This window comes from Nocardia neocaledoniensis (assembly GCF_029868625.1).
Classification (GTDB): Bacteria; Actinomycetota; Actinomycetes; order Mycobacteriales; family Mycobacteriaceae; genus Nocardia; species Nocardia neocaledoniensis_A.
The window spans coordinates 1-3,130 of the sequence record NZ_JARWOJ010000274.1 but is presented as its reverse complement, the minus strand read 5'-3'; the positions used below and the strand labels follow the sequence as shown (position 1 = coordinate 3,130).

General features: G+C 70.0%; 3 protein-coding genes. 1 reads left to right on the top strand and 2 read right to left on the bottom strand.

Features of this window, described 5'->3' with window-relative positions:
- Positions 1-283: 283 nt before the first annotated feature.
- Positions 284-556 (bottom strand): hypothetical protein, encoded by a 273-nt coding sequence (locus QH270_RS20970; RefSeq protein ID WP_110040220.1) that lies wholly within the window; start codon positions 554-556, stop codon positions 284-286.
- A 204-nt stretch (positions 557-760) separates the two neighbouring features.
- Here QH270_RS20970 and QH270_RS20965 point away from each other — a divergent pair, with 204 nt between their 5' ends.
- On the top strand, positions 761-1,051 hold the full coding sequence (locus QH270_RS20965; protein ID WP_110040221.1) for a hypothetical protein: 291 nt from the start codon (positions 761-763) through the stop codon (positions 1,049-1,051).
- Here the strand turns inward: QH270_RS20965 and QH270_RS20960 are convergent.
- A complete protein-coding gene (locus tag QH270_RS20960; protein ID WP_280345141.1) occupies positions 1,048-3,051 on the bottom strand; it encodes a TerD family protein in 2,004 nt (667 codons plus the stop codon). The genes QH270_RS20965 and QH270_RS20960 overlap by 4 nt on opposite strands.
- Between the last annotated feature and the right edge of the window lie 79 nt (positions 3,052-3,130).

The window sequence follows — 3,130 nt, the reverse complement described above, 5'->3', positions numbered from 1 at the left end:
CGAGGCTATCAAGTCGCCGTGCCGGACCGGGCGCTGTCGCGGAACAGCGTTTCCGCCGTCTCGACATGGTGCCGGGGGATCGTCGACGGCGTTACGATGCGGAGATGGCGCACTCCGCCCCGCCCAATCGAGCACACGGTGGTAGAGCCCAGCCCCCTACACTCGACCCCCGTAACTCCCCCGTCCCACCCTAGTTCTATTGCCCCGAAATCTACCTGGGGTCGATTCCTCGCCGGTCACGGCGGCCCGGAGCAGCCACGGGCCGTCGCGAGCGGAAAGGAATCTAGAGCATCGCGTTCATGATGGTGCCCGCGCTGGTGGCCACCGCGCCGCCGATCATCGCGCCCGCGATCATCTTCGGCGACTCGAGCCCGCCGCCGGTCCACTTCTCCCAGGCGAACTTACCGCCCGCGTATGTGATGGCAATCACACCGGAGAGCAGGATGAACCAGGTGAAGTAGCGCACCAGTTGCAGGATCTTGTCCGACATCGGCGGTGCTTCGGGCGTCGGATTGCCGATCTGCGCCAAGGTATCGGTGACGGCGGCCAGAATCATGTTTGCTCTCACTCGGTACTCGGAGGAACGGCGACGAACTGCTGAGGCTGATGTTATCCGGTCGAATCAGGCGCCGCAGCCGCCCACCCGGAGCGGACCACGCGGTTTTGTTGGTGTGCTGGGGGTTCGCGCCCTTATCCTGGACTCGTCCGAATACGACAGTGCTGGAACGCAGTTCGCATCACGCGAAAAGGGGAGCAGGCTATGAGCATCATTCTGACGTCGATGGCCGAGACTGTCACGACGTTCGCGCAGGTCGGCAACCCCACGCCCGAGGCGCCACCGCTGTCGGACAAGATCATGCAGATGGTCCAGTACCTGACCTGGTTCATGATCCTGTCCGGCGTGCTGGCCATCACCGTCGCCGGTGGAAAGTTCGCCTGGGAGAAGTGGAACGGCAGCGCCATGGAATCGCCCAAGATGATCGCAGGCGCGATGATCGGCGGCGTGGTGGCCACCAGCGGTGGCACCATCATGAACGCGATCCTGGGCTAGATCCGGGCGCCCTTGGCGCGATTGCAGGCCCGGCACAGGATCTGCAGGTTCGCCGCGCTCGTCGCGCCGCCACGGCTGAGCGGGATGATGTGGTCGAACTCCAGGTAGTGGCCGTCGCCGCACTCCACGCAGCGACCGCCGTCGCGCTGCCACACCTGGGCCTTCACGTCCTGCGGGATGCTGCGGCTGTCGCGTTGGCCCGGGGTCAGGACCAGGCGTTTCGCCACGCGCAGCGCGCCTTCCAGCGCGGCCGCCACATAGTCGGGATCGGTGACCCCGAACGTCGCGCCGCCGCGCGCCGAGGTGGCGGCCAGCACCACCGTGCCGTGCTCGGGATGCACCGACACCACCCGGTTCCACGGCAGCTCGATCCCGGTGCCGTCGCCCACGAACCGCAGCTTCTTGGAGCTGCCGATCAACCGGCCCTCGGTGTTACGCGGGCCGCGCGCCAGCATCCTGATGTGCACGGCGGGCAGGTCGAGGTGCACGCGCTCCTCCGGGTCCAGGTGCAGGCCCGGGGTGTCGATGGTGGGCAGTTCGCCCGCGCGTAGCCGGGACAGGGTGCGGCCGCGGTGCATCCGGCGGCGCAGGTCGTCGACGATCGGGCCGGACAGCGCCAGCTCGCTCACCACGTGCTCGAACGCGTCGAGCTCCTCGGCGAACACCTCACCGTCGGCGAAGGCGAACGCGACCATCCGCTCCACCTGCGTCAGGCCCGCCTCGCGCAGGACCGCGCGCCCACGTTCCTCGTCGATGCGCTGGTAGCGCAACGACGCCCACACCGCGAGCCATTCCTCCGACAGCGTGCCCGGGCCGGTGAGCACCCGCCGCGCTCTGGTGCGCCAATGCGTGAGGAACTCCTCCACCTCACCCGCGCACGACTTGCAGGGGCCGTGGCCGCCGAAGAGCTTGCGGCGCAGCGGGGCGGTGCAACGTGCGCAGCGGACCCGCTGGTCCTGGATGTGCGGGCGGGTGCTCGTCGTCCACTCCTCGCCGTCCCACCAGCGCACCTGACCGGGGACCTGCGGGTCCGGATGCCAGTCGGCCAGTTCCGGATCCTGCGGAGGCGGGGGCGGCAGGTCGATGACGCGCCGGGTCAGGGCCGGGGGACGCGCCGGGATCCGGTGGGCCGGGTCGGGATGATCAGGTTCCGGAGCAGCCGCCCCGGAGGCAGGGGCCGAGGTGCGCGGGTCGTCTTCCGGAGATTCGTGGTCGACTGCTGATCCCACGGCTCGCGAGGAACGCCGCAGGCCAGGGTCGTCGAACTCGCCGGTGGCCGCCGTCGCGTGCCCGGTCCCCGCCGAGCGGGCGGGCTCCGACGAGTGCTCGGGCGCCGGCGATCCCACCCGGGCTCCGCGCGGGCGGTCGTGTCCTCCGAGCTCCGGTGACCCGGCCCGTGATCCGGCCCGCGGGTCGTGCGAGCGGGTCTGCGCGAACGGCGTCGCCGGTCCGCGATGGGCACGATGCGGACCGGGATCGGGCCGCCGTGCCTCGCCGGGCTCGTCCACGGTGACACCGAACTCGGTTGCCAGCCCGGGCAACCCGCCTGCCCACCCCTGACCGATCGCCCGGAACCGCCACAGCCCGTCGCGGCGATAGAACTCGCCGAACATCATCGCCTGCACGTCCTCGATGCCGTCCAGCGCGTATCGGGCCACCGGCCCGTCGGCGGCGTGCACCGTGAGCGTGAGTTCGGCGAGCTGATCGAAGGTGCCCTCGTCGAGCGAGGCGCTCACCACGATCCGCGCCACCTCCGCCTCGGTCCGCGGCAGCGACACACTCAACCGCGCCGTCCCCGGCGCGGGCTCCTGATCCAGCGTCACCGCCTGCGAGGCATGCCGCGGCGCGTTGAAGAACACGAAATCCCGATCGTCGCGCACCAGCCCCGACTCCGTCACCAGCAGCGCGTGCGCGTCGACAGCATGCGCCGACCGCCATGAAAGAACCACGGCGAGAAGCGATGTCGGCACCGGCGCATGCGCGCCCTTTCGGAGTTCCATGGTCCCCGCATGATGCCACGCCGCACCGACAGGGTTTTCGGAGCGCTGGCGCGCTCGAGTTCGCGGCCCCTCCTGTCCC